General features: G+C 36.5%; 15 protein-coding genes and 1 pseudogene. 3 read left to right on the forward strand and 13 right to left on the reverse strand.

Annotation, left to right across the window (positions count from 1 at the left end):
• Positions 1 to 9: 9 nt before the first annotated feature.
• The 9 genes from rimP to DKL56_RS04535 all read right to left on the reverse strand — a co-directional run bounded on the left by rimP (position 10) and on the right by DKL56_RS04535 (position 12380).
• Entirely contained in the window at positions 10 to 483 is a 474-nt protein-coding gene (rimP, locus tag DKL56_RS04495) for a ribosome maturation factor RimP (protein ID WP_109715563.1), read from the reverse strand.
• 106 nt (positions 484 to 589) lie between these two features.
• A complete protein-coding gene (locus tag DKL56_RS04500; protein WP_109715564.1) occupies positions 590 to 4897 on the reverse strand; it encodes a PolC-type DNA polymerase III in 4308 nt (1435 codons plus the stop codon).
• A 5-nt stretch (positions 4898 to 4902) separates the two neighbouring features.
• Positions 4903 to 6603 carry a proline--tRNA ligase gene (locus DKL56_RS04505; protein WP_109715565.1) on the reverse strand — a complete coding sequence of 567 codons (1701 nt, stop codon included), beginning with the start codon at positions 6601 to 6603 and terminating at the stop codon, positions 4903 to 4905.
• A gap of 19 nt (positions 6604 to 6622) precedes the next feature.
• Entirely contained in the window at positions 6623 to 7879 is a 1257-nt protein-coding gene (gene rseP, locus DKL56_RS04510; protein ID WP_109715566.1) for an RIP metalloprotease RseP, read from the reverse strand.
• A 9-nt stretch (positions 7880 to 7888) separates the two neighbouring features.
• On the reverse strand, positions 7889 to 8686 hold the full coding sequence (locus DKL56_RS04515) for a phosphatidate cytidylyltransferase (RefSeq protein WP_109715567.1): 798 nt from the start codon (positions 8684 to 8686) through the stop codon (positions 7889 to 7891).
• Positions 8687 to 8697: 11 nt separating this feature from the next.
• On the reverse strand, positions 8698 to 9432 hold the full coding sequence (locus tag DKL56_RS04520; RefSeq protein WP_074425222.1) for an isoprenyl transferase: 735 nt from the start codon (positions 9430 to 9432) through the stop codon (positions 8698 to 8700).
• Between the two features lie 2 nt (positions 9433 to 9434).
• Positions 9435 to 9992: a ribosome recycling factor gene (gene frr / locus DKL56_RS04525; protein WP_109715568.1), complete on the reverse strand. Its 558-nt coding sequence runs from the start codon at positions 9990 to 9992 to the stop codon at positions 9435 to 9437.
• Positions 9992 to 10717, reverse strand: coding sequence for a UMP kinase (pyrH, locus tag DKL56_RS04530; RefSeq protein ID WP_109715569.1), 726 nt, complete (start codon positions 10715 to 10717; stop codon positions 9992 to 9994). The genes frr and pyrH overlap by 1 nt, the downstream gene beginning before the upstream one ends.
• Positions 10718 to 10922: 205 nt before the next feature.
• Positions 10923 to 12380 carry a vinyl phenol reductase gene (locus tag DKL56_RS04535; protein WP_109715570.1) on the reverse strand — a complete coding sequence of 486 codons (1458 nt, stop codon included), beginning with the start codon at positions 12378 to 12380 and terminating at the stop codon, positions 10923 to 10925.
• A 107-nt stretch (positions 12381 to 12487) separates the two neighbouring features.
• Between DKL56_RS04535 and DKL56_RS07980 the strand changes: the two are divergent.
• Positions 12488 to 12661, forward strand: a pseudogene (locus DKL56_RS07980) (LysR family transcriptional regulator); the annotation flags it as partial.
• Positions 12662 to 12682: 21 nt separating this feature from the next.
• A complete protein-coding gene (locus tag DKL56_RS04540) occupies positions 12683 to 13375 on the forward strand; it encodes a LysR family transcriptional regulator substrate-binding protein (protein ID WP_239440569.1) in 693 nt (230 codons plus the stop codon).
• A 37-nt stretch (positions 13376 to 13412) separates the two neighbouring features.
• Here the strand turns inward: DKL56_RS04540 and DKL56_RS04545 are convergent, their stop codons facing one another.
• The 4 genes from DKL56_RS04545 to DKL56_RS04560 form a co-directional block, all read right to left on the reverse strand.
• Positions 13413 to 14327 carry an ROK family protein gene (locus tag DKL56_RS04545; protein WP_204116339.1) on the reverse strand — a complete coding sequence of 305 codons (915 nt, stop codon included), beginning with the start codon at positions 14325 to 14327 and terminating at the stop codon, positions 13413 to 13415.
• A 626-nt stretch (positions 14328 to 14953) separates the two neighbouring features.
• Positions 14954 to 15829, reverse strand: coding sequence for a translation elongation factor Ts (gene tsf, locus DKL56_RS04550; protein ID WP_109715573.1), 876 nt, complete (start codon positions 15827 to 15829; stop codon positions 14954 to 14956).
• 31 nt (positions 15830 to 15860) lie between these two features.
• The gene (gene rpsB, locus DKL56_RS04555; RefSeq protein WP_046307068.1) at positions 15861 to 16646 is read right to left on the reverse strand and encodes a 30S ribosomal protein S2; all 786 of its coding nucleotides are present in this window, start codon (positions 16644 to 16646) and stop codon (positions 15861 to 15863) included.
• Positions 16647 to 16800: 154 nt separating this feature from the next.
• On the reverse strand, positions 16801 to 17832 hold the full coding sequence (locus DKL56_RS04560) for a GIY-YIG nuclease family protein (protein ID WP_109715575.1): 1032 nt from the start codon (positions 17830 to 17832) through the stop codon (positions 16801 to 16803).
• Between the two features lie 58 nt (positions 17833 to 17890).
• Between DKL56_RS04560 and DKL56_RS04565 the strand changes: the two genes are divergently transcribed.
• Positions 17891 to 18505, forward strand: coding sequence for a lysophospholipid acyltransferase family protein (locus DKL56_RS04565; RefSeq protein WP_109715576.1), 615 nt, complete (start codon positions 17891 to 17893; stop codon positions 18503 to 18505).
• Positions 18506 to 18561: the final 56 nt, after the last annotated feature.

Genomic DNA, 18561 nt, shown 5'->3' on the forward strand with positions numbered 1-18561 from the left:
TCAGCCTTTCTAAAATTCGATTGCAAAACGAATATTTGCAATCAACTTCCGGGGAATAGTTAACTGTTTCCGCCTTGTTTTTACCTTTACTTCAAGTTCGATTTCTTCGTCACTAAAGGCTTTCAGAGTACCTTCATATTCTTTTTCGCCCTCAATTTTTTGGTAAAGGCCGACATGAATATAGTTTTTAAGCGCCTTTTGCCAATCTTTTTCAGTTTTGATAGGACGCTCAATACCAGGAGATGATAATTCTAAAATATATGGATCAGGAAAAGGATCTGGTGTGATTTCGTCGAGTTTTTCAGAAATCAATTCGCTAAGGCCAGCAATTTCATCCATATCAATTCCATTTTCGCGATCAACATATATTCTTAAATAATTTTGACCCTTTTCTTTAACATATTCAATATCAACAAATTCATCATTGCGTTGTTCAATGATTGGTTTGATTTCTGCAAGTACAGAATCTTCAACTTTCGCCAAGTACTTTCCTCCGTAATAAAAAGAGTGAGCAAAACTTGCTCACTCCGAATCATTTATTCGAACTTCTTTTAACAGTATACCATATTTATATTCTTGCTGCAAAAAATTAAAAAAGTGATAACTGGTTCTGGTCTGGCATCCCTTCCAAGACCTCATTTTCTTCCAGATAATCCATAATTGTTTGCGAAACCTTACCCCTTTTAGCCAAGTCCTCTTTTGATAGGAATTCTTGCTCTGCTCTAGCTGCAACAATTTGCTTAGCTGCATTATTTCCTAAGCCAGGAACGGCATTAAATGGGGCTAAAATAGTATGTTGATCAATAATTTTGAAGTTTGTCGCTTCTGACTCATTGATGTCAACCATCCTAATTTTTATACCTCGCTCTAAACATTCATTAGCGATTTCTAAAACAGTTAGTAAACTTTTATCTTTAGCAGAAGCGTCATTTCCTTTTTCCTGAATGTCTGCCATAGCTTTTTTCACAGTATTTTTACCGTGACTCATTGCTACAAGATCAAACAAATCAGCACGCACAGAAAAGTATGCAGTGTAGTATATTTCAGGATAGTAAACCTTAAACCAAGCAATCCGTAAAGCCATTAGGATATAGGCTGTTGCATGTGCCTTAGGGAACATGTATTTAATTTTCAAACAAGATTCAATATACCAGTCTGGAATTTTATCATTTTGCTTCAAAACTTCCATGTCTTCATCACTAATTCCGCGACCATGACGAACAGATTCCATCGTTGAGAAGGCAACCTCTGGTTTTACACCCCAGTGGATAAGGTCCATCATAATGTTGTCACGACAACCAATCACGTCCTTCAACTTGCAGGTACCGTTATTAATCAGCTCTTCTGCATTGCCGAGCCAAACATCAGTACCATGCGAAAGGCCAGAAATTTGAAGTAGTTCAGAAAAAGTAGTTGGCTTAGTTTCCTCAAGCATTCCGCGGACAAATCTAGTTCCAAATTCTGGGACACCCAAAGTACCAGTTTTAGATTGAATTTGTTCTGGCGTGACACCCAAGATATCCGGACTGGAAAATAATGACATGACGCCAGGATCATCGGGTGGAATTGTCAATGGATCAACACCGGATAAATCTTGCAACATTCTGATCATCGTCGGATCATCATGACCTAAGATATCGAATTTCAAAATGTTATCGTGAATTGAATGAAAATCAAAATGAGTCGTTTTCCATGCAGCATCCACATCATCGGCAGGATATTGGACTGGTGTAAAGTCGTAAATGTCCATATCATCAGGCACAACAACGATACCAGCAGGGTGCTGCCCCGTAGTCCTTTTTACCCCACTGACTCCGGCAGCCAAACGATCAAGTTCAGCTTTTCTTAAGTTCAGTTCTTTTTCTTCATCATAGTGTTTCGCATAACCATAAGCAGTTTTATCAGCCACAGTCGCAATAGTACCAGCACGATATGAGTTACCTGGCCCAAACATAACCCGAATAAAGTTATGAGCAACAGGTTGATAGTCACCTGAGAAGTTCAAATCGATATCAGGAACTTTGTCTCCATGGAAGCCTAAGAAAGTAGCAAACGGAATATCCTGACCATCTTTCACCAAGTCTGCCCCACACTCAGGACATTTTTTATCAGGAAGGTCATAACCTGAGCCATACTCACCATTTTCAAAAAATTGCGAATATTTACATTTTGGACATCGATAATGAGGTGCTAGTGGATTTACTTCAGTAATTCCAGACATAGTAGCGACCAGACTAGACCCAACAGATCCACGAGACCCAACCAAGTAGCCATCCTTATTTGACTTGGCAACAAGACGTTGTGAAATCAGGTAAATGACTGCATAACCGTTTGAAATAATCGAATTTAGTTCCATATCCAAACGATCCTGAACAATTTTAGGAAGAGGATTACCATAAAGCTCGTAAGCCTTATCGTAAGTCAATTTTTTCATTTCCTCATCTGAATTTTCAATATGAGGTGGATATAAACCGTCTTTAATTGGAGCAATTTCTTCAACCGATTCTGCAATTTTGTTTGGATTAGTAATAACAATTTCTTTTGCAACATCTTCACCTAGGAAACTGAATGCATCAAGCATCTCCTGTGTAGTATAAAAATGTAAATCAGGTTGCTTTTTATTGCGATCTGGATTACTACGCTGCGCTGAAATCAAAATTGTTCTATAAATTGCATCATGCTCTTCAACATAATGTGCATCCCCTGTTGCAACAACAGGCTTATTTAATTCTTTTCCTAACTTGTATATGTTAGTTAATATTTCTTCTAATTCAGCCTCATCCGCAATTAAATGGTCTTCAATTAGCTGCGAATAGTTTGCTGGTGGCTGAACTTCTAAATAATCATAGAATTTAGCTTTTTCACGAGCTTCGTCATAGCCTTTTTGCATCATTGCAACAAAGACTTCCCCCTCTGAACAACCGGAACCAAATAACAATCCTTCATGATTATCAGTTAAATCGGATTTAGGGGTACGCGGAATACGGTAAAAGTACTTTGTATTAGCAATTGAAACTAGCCGATACATGTTCTTTAAGCCAGCCTGGTTCTTAGCCAAAATAGTCATATGCTGCGGACGAGCTCTTTTGAAAACTTGTCCATGAGCCGCATAATCATTCATCTTACCCATATCATCTTCACCATATTTTTTGGTAAAGGCTTCAAGTAGTTTGAACATTAAATAGCCAGTTGCTTCCGCATCTTGATTAGCACGATGGTGATGTTCAAGAACAACGTTGTACTTTTTAGCTAAAGAATCTAGAGTATGTCTTGTTTGCTCAGGATGAAGCAAACGAGATACTTCTAGTGTATCTACTACTGGTTGTGTGATTTCTTGCAACCCTGCTCTTTTTAGCGCAGCATTTACAAAGCCCACATCGAATTGAACATTGTGTCCGCACAATGGTCGGTCACCATAAAAATCTTGGAACTGCTTAATGACAACTGCTTCATCATCAGCAGCACTTACCATTTCATCAGTAATTGAAGTTAGATTGATTGTTTGTTCGCTTAGCGCATGATGAGGATTAATGAACTTGTCAAAGCGTTCAAGTACCTCGCCATCCTTCATTTTGACTGCACCAATTTCGATAATTGTGTCGTAAACTGATGACAAACCAGTTGTTTCAACATCGAAGATAACAAACTCTCTATTTTCATATTTCATTGGTGCCGGATTAAGAACAAGCATGGCGTGGTCATCAATCATATTTGCTTCAACACCATAAACAATCTTAACACCGTTCTTTTTGCCGGCATTATATGCTTCAGGAAAGGCTTGTACATCAGCGTGATCTGTAATTGCAATTGCTTTTTGACCAAACTTTTTAGCAGCTAAAACAAAATCAGTGGCTGTGTTTGTCGCATCTAGCTGACTCATATTAGTATGAAGATGAAGCTCAGCGCGCTTTTCATCACCCTCATATTTTTCTTGTCTTCCAATATGCTCAACTGCTTCAAAACTGTTAATGTTGAATACGACATCATGACTCCATTGGTCTTCTGCAGCAGAACCCTGCATTTTAGCCCAAGTTCCTGATTTTAAAGCTTTAATCGATTCCAATTGATCTTTATCTGAAATAAACTTTTTAAAGGAAATTGAATCACTATAGTCAGTTATTTCTCCAGTAAAGATGATTGTACCTGTTTTTAACTCTTTACTATCAGTATTAAAAATGTTCCCTTCTATGACAACATTTCTTGTACCATCAATAACATCCTTAATCTGAGTAATAGGTAAACTTTCATCTAATTTACGATTGCCATAGTGAGTCTTTTTGGTCTGGTAAGTAGTTTGTTTTGGTCTTTCCTTAACCGGCGCAGCTTCGTATACTTCCTGCATGCTTTGCTCATGCTGTTCTTGCAGTTGCTGCAAACTCTCTAAATTACTTAGTGAATTGGCATCATCAACTTCAGTAACAAACTTCAAATTGAAGAAACCATAATCGCGCATTTCTTCTGCAAGTTGGTCCAGCATCTTTTGTTCAATAAGGCCATCAACCACCAAGTTATCTACTGGAATAATCCAACGCCCATTTTCTTTTTTTGGTTTATGACTAGAAATAAATTCGCGCGCAACTGGCTGTAAAATATCAGAATTTTGAACGGCATACTTCCAGTAATCGGTTAAATAGTCATCAAGTCCATCTTGAGTAGATACAAAAAGCCTGGTTTTTACAAAAGATGAAAAATTTGCTTCTATTGCTTTATTTAAAGCATCATATGTTTCAAATTTAAGCGGAGTAGCAAAAAGAACATGGATATCCCATCTATGTTCTTTAGCATATACATCCACGTTCTTAATTTCACCTTTCCTTAATAAGGCATTGTCTTCAAATTGATCTGGAAAATGAATTTGGTCTAACAGTCTTAAGAAAAGTTCGTTTTTATTAGCCACAGAAATTATCCTAACTCTTTATTTACAAAATCATCGAGTTCAGAAACATTCAGCTCTATTGATTTTTCATCAGTTGGACGCTTAACCTCAATAATTCCATCACTAGCTTTTTTACCAATTGTGATTCTAAGAGGCGCACCAATTAAATCTGCATCAGCAAACTTAACTCCTGCGCGTTCGTTACGATCATCATATAAAACATCATAGTCAGCACTATATTTTTGTTCAAGACTTTCAGCCAATTTTGTTTGGTCGTCATCTTTCATCTTCATTTGAACAATATGAAGATCATACGGAGCAATTTCTTTAGGCCAAGAAATTCCTCGTTCAGTTAAATGTTGTTCAATAACTGCAGATAGAACTCTGGTTACGCCGATTCCATATGAACCCATGATAACAGGTTGAGCCTTCCCATTTTGATCAAGGAAACTTGCGCCCATTTTATCGGTATAGTAGGTTCCTAACTTAAAGATATGACCAACTTCAATTGAAGTAGTGAATTTTAATGGTAAATGGTCAACAGGATCTGGTTCACCTTCATTTGCAACACGTAAATCACTGAATTCTTCAACTTTAAAATCACGATTCAGATTAGCATTCTTAAATTGGAATCCATCTTTGTTTGCCCCGACAATTACATTAGCCAAGTCTTTAACAGTATCGTCTGCAATAATCTTATCAGCCCAATTTGCTTCAACTGGACCAACACTACCCTTGCCAACACCTGTAATTTCCTTTAATTCTTCATCAGTAGCAACACGAACAGAGTCAGCATCTAACAAATGAGTTAACTTAACTTCATTTATCTGCTTATCACCACGAATTAAAACTAGAACGTGCTCTTTTTCATTAATAATGTATAAAACACTTTTTACTATTTTTGTTTCTGGTACTTTCAAAAATTCAGCTAAATCAGCAATTGTTTCTTGACCAGGAGTTGCAACCTCTTCTAGTTCGGCAACCTGTTCTGGATCTTGTTTAAATGTATCAATACTTTGAGCCATTTCCAGATTTGCGGAATAAGTACCTGCTTCATTAGTTGCAATGGTATCTTCACCAATTGCAGCTGGAGCTTGGAATTCCATTGAGTTTTTACCACCCATTGTGCCGGAATCAGCAATTACTGGGGTTACTTTGACACCGCAACGATTAAAAATCGCTTCAAATGCCTTTTTCTCATCATCAAACTGCTCATCTAATTGTTGGCTAGTAGCAGCAAAACTGTATGCATCTAACATAATAAATTCACGGCTACGAAGCAAACCAAACCGAGGACGATTTTCATCACGGAACTTAGTTTGAATTTGGTAAAGCGCAATTGGCATTTGCTTATAACTCTTGAGATTTTTAGCAACAATTTCGGTAAAAGTTTCTTCATGGGTTGGTCCTAAGAGGCTTTGACGTCCATGGCGATCTTTTAACTGAAACATTTCAGGACCATACTTCTGCCATCTACCAGATTCTTCCCACAGAGTTGCTGGTAAAAGCTCAGGCATTTCCATTTCTGGAACACCAATTTTTTCCATTTCCTCTTCCATGATTTTTTCGACTTTATTTAAAACTCGAAAACCCAATGGCAAATAAGCATAAACTCCGGCAGTAACTTGTCTTACATAGCCACCACGAAGCATTAACTTATGGCTTTCAGCAACCGCATCTGTTGGTGCTTCTTTTAAAGTAGGTATAAATATTTTAGATTGTCGCATTAAATTCTCCCCAAATTCTTTATTTAATAAAGTAGCGATATATATCGTTACCAGTAACTGCTATGATTAAAAGTAAGAGCAGACCAAATCCAACCAATTCAACAATAGCTTCATGGTTTTCAGAAATAGGCTTCCCACGGAAAATTTCAATAATATTAAGTAAGAACTTTCCGCCATCAAGTCCAGGAATCGGTACTAAGTTCACAATTCCCAAGTTAATTGAAATCATTGCTAAAAATGCCAAAAGGTATGAAAAGCCCATTTGCGAAACTTGTGCCGTCTGAGAGTAAATTCCAACAGGACCAGACAATTTATTCAGACTAAAGTTTCTAATTAAACCACCTAAAGCGTTAAAAATCATTCCTGTGGTTGACACAGCTGTATTCCATCCACGTTTAGCTTTTGAAATAGCTCGATCGTCACTTTGAGCTTTAATTCCTATTTGATAAACCGTTTGACCACTGACTTTTACAACCTTTGGCTTTACCGTAGCTGTAGTAGTCTGATTGTTTTTTTCCAGAACTATCTTTAAGTTCTGGCCCTTACTTTGAGCAATTATATTAGAGACATCCTCAAATGAACTCGTCTTGTGACCATTAATCGAAACAAACTTTGATCCCTTTTCAATCTTAGCTATATCAGCTGGTGAATTAGGTGACACTGATTGAATTGTTGTAGTTGCAGGACCTGGAATTGTAAACGTCCAAATCATGAAAACCACAAAGCCAAGCAAGATGTTCATTAAGGGTCCAGCAATATTAGTAGCAAGTTTTTGCCAAACATTTGCTTCTTGAAATTGTGTATCACGAGGTGCGATTATTAGCTCAGTTTTTGATTGGTCAATGACAGTTGCATCATGGTCAACCGAATACCTAACCGGTTTTTCTTCATCACCATTTTCATAGCCTTCGATTACCAGTTTATCTACCAAATCAGCCTTTATTACTTGAACTGGAATTCCTTCCACCGGAATATCTGATTCTGAGGCATCAATTTTGACCACTTTATTCTGATCATTTAGTTGAAGAACTACATTCATTCCAGGTGAAAGTTCAGTTTCATCGTCCTTACTTGCTAAACGAACGTACCCACCTAAAGGTAGCCAGCGAATAGTATAAGTGGTTGGATTCCGTCTTACTTGAAATAGCTTAGGACCCATTCCAATAGAAAATTCACGAACTAAAATACCGCACTTTTTTGCAACAATAAAGTGCCCGAATTCGTGAACAAACACTAATAAGCCAAAAACTACTAAGAAAATCAGTATACCTTTCATGGAATACTCCTAATGTATAATTCCTAGTAATGCCGCGAATACCGGCAAAACAAATAGCATACTATCAAATCGGTCTAAAATTCCACCGTGACCCGGTAAAATCTTACCTGAGTCTTTAACACCATAATAGCGTTTATATGCGGATTCAACTAAGTCACCCATTTGACCAACAATTGATAGAATCAGGGCAAAAACAACCATTTGCCATAGCGGATAATCGACATTGACGAAATATACATAGATAGCTGCACAAATGACCGCGCAAATAGTTCCGCCAATTGACCCTTCCCATGTTTTATTAGGACTAATCACTGGCCATAACTTGTGTTTACCTATTTTACGTCCAATCATGTAAGCACCTGTGTCAGTCAACCAAACGACAACAAAAACATAGCAAAGTAAAGCTAAGCCGTTTGAACTATTTCTGATGCTTGCCATGTAGTGAAAACCGGTGCCGATATACAGTGAACCAAGTGTGTACACTGAAACATCATCAAAAGTTGTCTTATTCTTTGATAAAACTGTCCAAGTTAGCATTAACATAATTAGAGCAAAGTAAATACCGTATTTAGTCCAGTGGAACGGCATGCTCTTGATAAAACTATCGGGAACTGCCCAAGTGATTGTTGCCAATAAAGCTAGCAAAAAGTTAACAGAAACTAAAATCTGCTTTTTCATTAAAAAGATTTCACTTATTCCAACTGCAGCAAAAGCGACTGTCAGCCAATCCATCCACAAACCGCCCGCAATGACGATTGGAATAAATAAAATCAAAGCAATAACTGCTGTAATTACACGTTGTTTCATATAATAACTACCTAACTATCCGTTTCATCTAATTTGCCAAAGCGGCGATGACGATTTTGAAAATCACTAACAAATTCTTGCAAGTCCTCTTTTGTGAAATCAGGCCAATTTTTAGGGCTAAATGCAAGTTCAGAGTAGGCCAATTGCCAGAGCATAAAATTAGAGATGCGTTGTTCTCCAGAGGTTCTAATTAACAAATCAGGATCCCTAAATTCTTTGAAACTTGCGGTCATTAGTCGATTCGAAATTAGTTCTTCAGTGATTTGATCACTGGTAAGCTGCCCAGTCTCAATTAACGTACCAATTTCTTTAACCGCTGTGGTTATTTCTCTTCTTGAGCCATAATTAAAAGCAAAATTTAATATTAAACCAGTATTTTGCGCAGTTTCTGCCATTGCACGTTGAACTACATCATATGTTTTATGAGGTAATTCATCCAAATAGCCCATAATATTAACTTTTACATTGTTTTCCATTAACGTCGGCATGAAGTGGTCAAAAAAGCGTACAGGCAAGTTCATTAAATACGCAACTTCTTCTTTTGGTCTTGCCCAGTTTTCAGTTGAAAAAGCATATAGAGACAAGACTTTTATTCCAAGTTGATCAGCTGCTAGAGTGATTCTCTCAACATTGTTCATCCCTTCGTAATGACCAGCCACACGTGGCTTACCTTGCTTTGTAGCCCAACGACCATTACCGTCCATAATAATTGCAAGATGATTTAATTGATTTCTTTTTTCTGCCATTTTTAGCCTTGAGTAATTTCCTTACGCTTTTTATCAGCTAATTCATCAATCTTCTTAGTTGCTTGATCCGTTACCTTTTGAACTTCTTTTTCAAGGTTATGTTGCTCGTCCTCAGTTATTTCATCATCTTTTTGTTGCTTCTTAAGTGAGTTCATTGCATCACGTCTTACGTTTCTAACAGCAATTTTTCCTTCTTCGGCAATTTTATTTACTTCTTTGGCAATTTCTTGACGTCTTTCACCAGTCAATTGAGGAATAACTAGTCTAATAACTTTACCGTCATTTGCTGGTGTTAAGCCGAGATTTGAGGCAAGAAGAGCATGCTCAATATCATCGACACTGTTTTGGTCATATGGTGTAATCAAGAGAACACGAGGTTCTGGAATAGTCACACTCGACATTTGAGTCAATGGGGTTGGCGCACCATAGTATTCAACTTGAACGCCATCAAGCAAGGCTGCATTGGCAACACCGGCACGAATAGAGCCGAGATTCTTTTCAAAAACGCTGATAGATTTTTCCATATTATCTTGCGCTTTTTTAATCGTTTCGTTATTCATTATTTTCCACCTTCAATTACAGTTCCTATATGTTCACCCATAACGACTTTTCTAATATTTCCTTCTGTATTGACGTTAAATACAATTAACGGAATATTTGTATCCATTGAAAGTGAACTAGCAGTTCTATCCATAACTTTCAAATCTTTGGAGATTACATCAAGTTGAGTTAACTCATTGTACTTTTTAGCGCTTGGATCAATTTTTGGATCAGCGGAGTAAACTCCGTCAACACCATTTTTAGCCATTAAAATGACATCTGCATTAATCTCAGCTGCACGTAAAGCTGCAGTGGTATCAGTCGAAAAGTATGGGTTACCGGTTCCACCACCCATGATTATTACTCTGCCTTTTTCAAGGTGACGAATTGCCTTTCTTCTAATGTAAGGCTCAGCAATTTGTCTCATTTCGATTGATGTCTGTAATCTTGTTGGCACACCTACATGCTCTAGACCATCCTGAAGAGCTAAACCATTCATGATAGTTGCTAGCATACCCATATAGTCTGCTTGTGAACGTTCCATTCCCAGTTTTTCACCAGTTTCACCACGCCACATGTTACCGCCACCGCAAACGATTCCAATTTCAACGCCTAGGTCGTGAACTGATTTAATTTCTTCGGCTAAATGGCTGATAACTGTAGGATCAATTCCAGTACCTTGACTACCAGCCAATGCTTCACCAGAAATCTTTAAAACAATTCGCTTATATTTAACTTGAGTCATGACAACCTCCTCTATTAACTTTAGTTATTCTACCATATAAAAATGGCAAATGTAGGACTACAAAACAAAAGAGCAGAATTTTATCAAGAAATTTATTTTCTCTTTAAAAGCTTATTTTAATAGAAGAAAAACGCACTACTTATTTATTATTTTTTGTTGAAAATAAAAAGCACTGTCGTATTAAACAGAGCTTTTTAATCTATTATTATTTCAAATATTTTTGTGCATGTTGCGCTGCATTTCTTCCAGAATAAAATGCATATCCGGCACAAGTTCCTGGCATATTTGGACCATATGTATCTCCAGTTAAACCACTTGCATCATTACCTGTTGCATATACACCTTTAATTGGTTGACCTTTTTCATCTTCAATCTCATTATCAGGGGTTATTCTTAGACCACCCATCGTGCAATATGCACCAACTGTTAACTTAAAGCCATAAAATGGACCGTCTTCAACAGTTCTTAAATATTTTGGATCCTTGCCAAATGACTTGTCCTCACCAGATTTTACATCTTCATTGAATTTTTCAATATTTTGAACAAACTTATCTCTTGGCAAGTTCATTTTTTCTGCTAATTCTTCTAGCGTATCTGCCTTAAAGATAAATGGTTTGTTTTCACTAATTGCTTGATCAATTTCTTCTTGTAACTTATCCATCTTGTGTCCACGTTCAATGTAAACACCTAGTCCCATAAAGTTACCCTTTTCAGCCATTTCATCAATGATCTTTTTATCTAAAATGCTGTAAACCTTATTTTGACTGTACAGAGCGTTGCCAGCATATGAAAAGTTATAAACGACTGATTCATCAACAAATCTCTCACCATTTTCATTTACCCATAAAAGAGGTTGTTGTCCTGCAGCCACATTCATCTGACTCCGCATCATCTTGAACGATGGTTGGCCTGGATCTTTAAGATAGCCACCAAATAGCATTGCTGTACCCATGCCATATTTTTGACCACCAACATGCCATCCTAGTCTCAAACCATCACCAGTGCCTTTGCCACATGAAACTGTAATCAATCTGGATAAATCATAATTGGTTTCTTTTGCCATCATTTCGTCATTGTTTAAATAGCCTCCTGTTGCCAGGATCACTACTTTGGCTGTAATTGTTTCAATGTCACCATTAGCTTCATTTTTGATTGTTACCTTTTTATTGCCATCATAATCAATTTCTAGGTTAATTGCTGATGTAGAAGTTAAAAGTTCTCCTCCCAATTTTTTGAAACGAGGTTCCAAACCATTGTGCATTGCGCCATCGCCGTATCCTTTATAAATATGCCATGTTGCTTCACCAGCACCCATTGCTTGAACGCCTTCATATTCAACGCCTTCATCATGTAACCACTTAATATTCTCGGCACTAGTATCCAAGTAATTACGCCAAATCCTCGAATCAGCTTTATAGCTAGAATACTCAACTTCTTCTTTTAAAACATCCAAAGTTGAAACATTAATTCCTTTTTCTTTTTGTAAATATGAACCGACTGCAAAAAGACCCTCGCTATAATTTGCAGAACCACCAGTGTGACGCCCTTTTTCAAGCATCAAAACACTGTTACCGTTCTCGACAGCAGTTAATGCAGCAGCTTGACCAGCAGCACCCGAACCTACAACTACAACATCATAATTTTCTTTCTTTGAAATTTTCATAACCGTGTACCTCTTTAAAACTATTTATGCTTTAATAGTAAGTGCTTACAAATAAAAAATATAGACACTTTATTTTTCAACACTAGAAGTAAAAGGTTCGGATAAAGATGAATTTCACTCAATTAAATACTTTCATTACGGTAGTCGAAACAGGGAGTTTTCAAAAAGCTGCTGCAACACAGTACATTAGTCAACGCGCAGTTTCACAGTCAATTAGCAAGCTTGAAAACGAACTAGGCTTTAAATTGTTCGAGCGCGGCAAAAACAAGATTTCAATCACCTCTCAAGGACAGGAATTTTTCTTGAAAACTAAGGAAATATTACATAGCTTTTCTGTAGAAATCAATTCTCTGCGGCATGAAGCTGCCACCACCTATCAAGAACTAAAAGTTGGCTACTTTTCTCCTTTTGAAGGGGCATTGTTGCTACAAAAAATCTTTGATGCAAATCAAAAACAGCCTGAATTAAAAATCAAGATAACCGAGGAGAGTATTGAACACTTAATATCAGACGTTTCTCTCGGCATATTAGATTTAGCTTTTATCTTAGATTATGGAGAACAAGAATTTTTGACTAAGAACCTAACTAACAAGAGTATTTTTCAAAGCAAAATGGTGATTGGCGTCAGTAAACTCAATCCTTTAAGTAGCGGCTCTGTTTTTCCATTAACTGCTCTTAAAGAAAAACCTATTTTATATTATGGACCTGAGAAAACCAATTATTTAAAGCATGCCTTTCTTGCCACCTTACCTGAAGCTTATCAAAATTTACCGGTCGCTAGAATTTCAACTATTGAACAAATGCAAATTCTTGTTTCCTCTAATCAAGCTAATGCATATTATCCAGATGGCTTACTTCAACCTACAAACTCTACAAATGAAAAAATTAAGTACTTACCATTGGAAGGCAACAACAGTGCGCAAAATTACCATGTCCAAGCTATTTATCAAAAGAATACGGAAAAGAAAAAATTAATCCATCAGTTTTTAAGCTAATAAAAAACCTCACTTAAAATTAAGTGAGGTTTTACTATTAATAATCAGTTTCGTTATCTACAGTTAATAACAAGTTATATAAGGCTCCATATAAATTAGAGTCGTTTCTAAACTTGGCTGCAACTATTTTCGGTTTGACTAATGTTTGGCCAATGATTGAATTCATTTTGCCAACTAACTTATCATAAGCCTGATTGATGCCAGAAAGTAGAATTGGTTGAGCACTAATGCCGCCACCGATTGCCACTTTATTTATATCAACTACTGTATTCATATTTAAAATTAAAGCTGCAATGTTTAAACAATAATCGTTGAAAATCTTAATTGCGTCTTCATTGCCGTTTTTAATTTCTTCAAAAGCATGAATTCCATCATTGATTTCAGAATAACCTGTTTTTTTATTTACATGCTTAACGAAGTTGACAGCAGAGCATAGATTACCGACGCTACCTTGCATTTTTTCCGGGTGGGTCAAATCAACAATCATAAAGCTCAATTCACCAGCTTGGTAATGGGAGCCTTGTAAAAGATGACCGTTAACTATGATGCCACCGCCAACACCCGTGCCTAATGTTAGTGCTGCACAGTTAGTTTCTCCTTTTAAACTTCCTAGCCAGTTTTCTGCCAGAATGCTTGCTTTACCATCGTTAAGAACAGTTACAGGGTAGTCCTTATCTTGATAGATTTCTCCAAAATCAATGCCATCAAGATAAGGAATTGCACCTCCAAAACGTATTTTTGTTCCTTCGATTTTTCCAGGAGCACAAATTGCCAAGCCTTTGATTCTATCTGTATATTTTTTAACAATTTTATCTACTGCAACTAAAAAGTCAGCTTTATTGTCAGGAGTACTTACTTTACCCTTTTCAATAATATTACCAGCTTGGTCTATTTGTGCGTATTTAATTTCTGTTCCGCCAATATCAATACTTAAATAATTTTTCATCTTCATCCTTCACCAATAGATAAATTAAAAGTTACAGCCATAAGAGCCACATAAAAGATTATAAACTAAAACTCAATTTTTGATTGCATTACTTTTAGACAATCAAGAATTCTACTGTATCATAAATCTTCAAAAACTGCATTTAAAAATCGCAATCTTACTTTGTGGATCACGTTTATTCTTATCTTCATGAACTTACTCATAGAAACTAATATCTAACTACTGTAGTACAAAAAGAGCCCTCCTTTAAGGAGGGTTCTTTTTTCTCTATCTTATGAAAAACGTTTCTATTTTAGACAAAAATTTTATCCGACAGCTAAGAAAAATGCTAGCGCATCTAGAATGATACCCATAACAAAAACTAAATTATTGCTTAACTTAGAAAAGGACTTTTCAACGCTTAAATATATACATATTGTTCCAACTACCACTGCAATCATCATTATGTCAAAGCCCATATACTTTACCTCGCTTTAAAATTCATCTAATTATATTTTTCCATATAGAAATTAGCCAGTAAATTCGTTTAGTTTTATTTTAGAATTACTTTAGTAACTTTAGTTTTCTTTAAGAATAAAAAACCTTATCCTAATGGATAAGGTTTTTAGAAAATCGTTTTTTGATTTTAACGACTATTTAATTTGTTCTTGAACTTCAGCAGCAAAGTCTTCTTGCTTCTTCTCGATACCTTCGCCAACTTCGTAGCGAGTGTATGCAGCAACTTCACAACCTTCAAATTTTGCGTATTCTGCAACAGTCATATCGCCATCTTTAACGTAAGGTTGGTCAACCAAGCAAATTTCGCTTAAGTACTTGTTAACACGACCTTCAACAATCTTAGGGATAATGTTTGCAGGTTTACCTTCGTTTTCAGTTTCCTTAGTGAAGACTGCCTTTTGACGATCAAAATCAGCCTTTGGTACAGAAGCTTTATCTAAGTACTCAGGATTGATAGCAGCAACGTGCATTGCAATATTCTTAGCTGCTTCTTCATTGTCACCCTTCAAAGTAACAACAGCAACAATTGATCCACCATTATGCTTGTAAGCGCCAAATACTTCATCGTCGTTCTTGCTGATTAGATCAAATCTTCTTAAAGTGATCTTTTCACCAATAACAGCAGTTAAGTTAGTGATTTCTTCACCGATTGTTGAACCAGCCATTGGAGCCTTTAAAGCTTCTTCTACATTAGCAGGCTTTGCAGCAAGAATTGCCTTAGTTACATCATCAACTAATTTGATAAACTTATCGTTTGATGAAACAAAGTCAGTTTCTGAGTTAATTTCAACTAATGCAGCTGTGTTACCAGAAAATGCAAATTCAGCCAAACCCTCAGCTGCAATTCGACCACTCTTCTTAGCAGCTTTTGCAACACCGTTTTCTCTTAAAATATCAATTGCCTTTTCAACGTCTCCATCAGCTTGAACTAAAGCTTTCTTGGAGTCCATCATTCCGGCACCAGTACGATCACGTAACTCTTTAACTTGTTTAGCAGTAATATTTGCCATTGATGTATCCTTTCAAATAAAAGATATTTAACTAGTCTTCGTCTGAAGTTTCTTCAGCTTCAGTTGCTTCTTCAGCACCATCAGCTGCAGCATTCTTAGTCATTTCAGCTTCTACGTCAGCGTTATTGTCGTCTTGACCTTGCTTACCTTCAATAACAGCATCTGCCATCGCGCCTGAAATTAAGCGAATAGCACGAATAGCGTCATCGTTTGAAGGAATAACAACATCTACTGGATCTGGATCAGTGTTAGTGTCAACCATTGCAACAACTGGAATACCAAGAACGTTTGCTTCGTGAACAGCAATCTTTTCCTTCTTAGGATCAACAACAAACATTACGTCTGGGATTCTAGGCATGTCTTCAATACCACCTAAGAATCTTTCAAGCTTGTCCTTTTCCTTAGTTAATAAAGATGCTTCCTTCTTTGGTAATACATCAAAAGTACCATCCTCTGACATCTTCTTAAGGTCCTTTAATCTTTGCACACGACTTTGAATAGTCTTCCAGTTGGTTAAAGTACCACCAAGCCAACGTTGGTTAATGTAATATTGACCAGCACGAGTTGCTTCTTCAGCAATTGAGTCTTGAGCTTGTTTCTTAGTACCTACAAAAAGAATTACACCACCGTCTTGAGCAACTGCTCTAACGAATGAGTATGCGTCATCCAACATCTTGATTGTCTTTTGCAAATCAATGATGTAGATACCATTTCTTTGAGTAAAGATGTAAGGAGCCATTTTTGGATCCCATCTTCTAGTTTGGTGACCGAAGTGGACACCAGCTTCAAGTAATTGTTTCATTGAAACTACTGACATAATTAACTTCCTCCTATGGTTTTATACCTCTCAAGCGATCATTTCAACGTTTCACCAGTGTGTGGCACCAAAACGTTGATCACTCTTGATGTTTCTTACTTGTGTGTTTAACACACAAGTAAAATAATACTAAATTTAGGCTTAAGAATCAAGGCTAAAAATCAACTGATCGTTCACGCAAAAAATTTTCCTTCCACTGGCGTGTATGATGCTTAAACCAGTACTCTCTTTTCAATGCTAATTGCTTATCTTGAAATTTTTCGTGATAAATCATTTTGACAGGTCTTCTAGTCTTAGTATATTTTGCCCCTTTACCAGTGTTATGTGCAGTTAACCGTTTTTGTAGGTCATTTGTAAAGCCGCCATAAAAACTACCGTCATTGCACAACAAAACATAAAAATAGTAACTTTTTCCTTCATCATGTTTTTGCCGCTCTTCCTCAGTTTCACGAATTACTTTTTGAATCACAGGTAAAAAATCACCGTTTTCATCATGAACTTCAATCGCATCCCTCAAAACCAAGCCATCTGTTGCCGTGTGCTTAACAGCTTCAATAATAACTAAATTTGCATCATCTCCACGATGAGATACATACGGCTGTACAAATTTGATACTTAAATCGTGCTTTATGCAAAAATATGCAATTTCGTTAAGACGTTCAGGTCGATGTACCATATACATTTTTCCCTTCATCTTAAGAAGATCACTGGCAACCATAATTATTTCTTCTAAGTTAATTAACAATTCATGACGTGCAATTGCTTTTTTAGGATCAGGATTTACTTTATGATTCTTTGCCACTTTAAAATATGGTGGATTAACCACAACTACATCATAAGAATCTTTACGTAAAAATTTAGGTGCATCCTTAACATTTTTTTGATGAACTTGAATACGGTTTTCCATTTGATTTAATTCAACCGATCGCCTAGCTTGTGAAGCAGCCTCATCTTGAATTTCAATTGCATCATACTTAGCTCGATTAAAATATGCCATATAAATTGTTGCAGCACAGTTTCCTGCACAGAGATCAGCAACTTTCGAACTATCTTTAATTGATTCTTTAGCTTCTGACGCCAGTAATAATGTGTCTAACGAAAAGCTAAAGGCATCTTTGTCCTGAACAATTTTAAGATTATCGCTATACATATAATCAATTCGTTCATTTTTTGACAAATTTACCATAAAAATTTCTTCCTCTCCTCAAGCTCTGTTATAATATTTTACATCATTGGAGGAAATAATGTTTTATCATATCATTCGCCCAATTGCCCGCTTTATTGTCTGGCTACTAAATGGGCATTTACATGTTAATCATAAAGAACGTATCCCAGATGGGAATTATATTTTGGCAGCTCCGCATCGCACGTGGTGGGAACCGATTTTGTTTGCTTTAGCTGCAAGTCCGAAAGAATTCATGTTTATGACAAAAATTGAATTATTTAAATATCCTGTTTTAAATTTCATTTTAAAGCATGCACATGCCTTTCCAGTTGACCGTAAAAATCCTGGTCCATCTGCTCTAAAGACACCTATCAAGGGCCTAAGAAATGGGAATTATTCATTAATTATCTTTCCATCTGGAACCAGACATTCCGCCGAACTAAAAGGCGGAACTATTGCAATTGCAAAGCTATCCGGTAAGCCAATTGTTCCCGTTGTTTATCAAGGTCCTCTGACCTTTACAGGACTTCTAAAGAGAAAACCACTTGAGGTTTGCTTTGGCGACCCTATTCAAGTTGATCGAAAAATCAAACTAACACATGAAAATGAAGCAATGTTAGATGATCAGCTTAAAGAAGCTTGGAATAAGATTGATCAAGAACAGAATCCTAATTTTCATTATCAACCAAAGTAAAAACAGACAAAATGAAAAGATTAAACTTTAATAAGTTTAATCTTTTTTTGTAGTGT

It is taken from the genome of Lactobacillus apis, from assembly GCF_003150935.1.
In the GTDB taxonomy this organism is placed as follows: domain Bacteria; phylum Bacillota; class Bacilli; order Lactobacillales; family Lactobacillaceae; genus Lactobacillus; species Lactobacillus apis.

Excerpts from the sequence above, each read along its gene's own strand:
- DKL56_RS04505 (WP_109715565.1), bottom strand. The coding sequence starts at position 6,603 with ATGCGACAATCTAAAATATTTATACCTACTTTAAAAGAAGCACCAACA.
- rseP (WP_109715566.1), bottom strand. The coding sequence starts at position 7,879 with ATGAAAGGTATACTGATTTTCTTAGTAGTTTTTGGCTTATTAGTGTTT.
- DKL56_RS04515 (WP_109715567.1), bottom strand. The coding sequence starts at position 8,686 with ATGAAACAACGTGTAATTACAGCAGTTATTGCTTTGATTTTATTTATT.
- DKL56_RS04520 (WP_074425222.1), bottom strand. The coding sequence starts at position 9,432 with ATGGCAGAAAAAAGAAATCAATTAAATCATCTTGCAATTATTATGGAC.
- frr (WP_109715568.1), bottom strand. The coding sequence starts at position 9,992 with ATGAATAACGAAACGATTAAAAAAGCGCAAGATAATATGGAAAAATCT.
- pyrH (WP_109715569.1), bottom strand. The coding sequence starts at position 10,717 with ATGACTCAAGTTAAATATAAGCGAATTGTTTTAAAGATTTCTGGTGAA.
- DKL56_RS04535 (WP_109715570.1), bottom strand. The coding sequence starts at position 12,380 with ATGAAAATTTCAAAGAAAGAAAATTATGATGTTGTAGTTGTAGGTTCG.
- DKL56_RS04545 (WP_204116339.1), bottom strand. The coding sequence starts at position 14,327 with ATGAAGATGAAAAATTATTTAAGTATTGATATTGGCGGAACAGAAATT.
- tsf (WP_109715573.1), bottom strand. The coding sequence starts at position 15,829 with ATGGCAAATATTACTGCTAAACAAGTTAAAGAGTTACGTGATCGTACT.
- rpsB (WP_046307068.1), bottom strand. The coding sequence starts at position 16,646 with ATGTCAGTAGTTTCAATGAAACAATTACTTGAAGCTGGTGTCCACTTC.
- DKL56_RS04560 (WP_109715575.1), bottom strand. The coding sequence starts at position 17,832 with ATGGTAAATTTGTCAAAAAATGAACGAATTGATTATATGTATAGCGAT.
- DKL56_RS04565 (WP_109715576.1), top strand. The coding sequence starts at position 17,891 with ATGTTTTATCATATCATTCGCCCAATTGCCCGCTTTATTGTCTGGCTA.